Origin of the sequence: Bacillus cereus group sp. N12 (assembly GCF_016483575.1) — a bacterium.
GTDB lineage: Bacteria > Bacillota > Bacilli > Bacillales > Bacillaceae_G > Bacillus_A > Bacillus_A toyonensis.
Map to the genome: position 1 here is coordinate 1 of NZ_JAEHBO010000229.1, position 266 is coordinate 266.

A 266-nucleotide genomic window follows, 5' to 3' on the forward strand; every position below is an offset into this window, starting at 1 on the left:
TCCCAGTTCGGAATAACAAGTTCTAAATCTACCTCAAGCTTTGAGCCAAGTCCATCACAAGAAGGACACGCGCCGAACGGACTATTGAACGAGAACATACGCGGCTCTAATTCTCCGATTGAAAAACCACAATGCGGACAAGCATGATGTTCACTAAATAGAAGTTCTTCCTCTCCCATTACATCGATTAAAACTCGGCCCCCACCAAGCTTTAAAGCACTTTCCAGTGAATCTGCAAGTCGGCTGGCAATTCCTTCTTTCACAAC

Annotated in this window: 1 protein-coding gene; it reads right to left on the reverse strand. The window is 45.1% G+C overall.

Going from position 1 to position 266, the window contains the following annotated elements; genetic code table 11:
- Positions 1-266 (reverse strand): hypothetical protein (locus tag JDS92_RS30260; protein ID WP_199633059.1); only part of this gene is annotated, 266 nt, incomplete at both ends.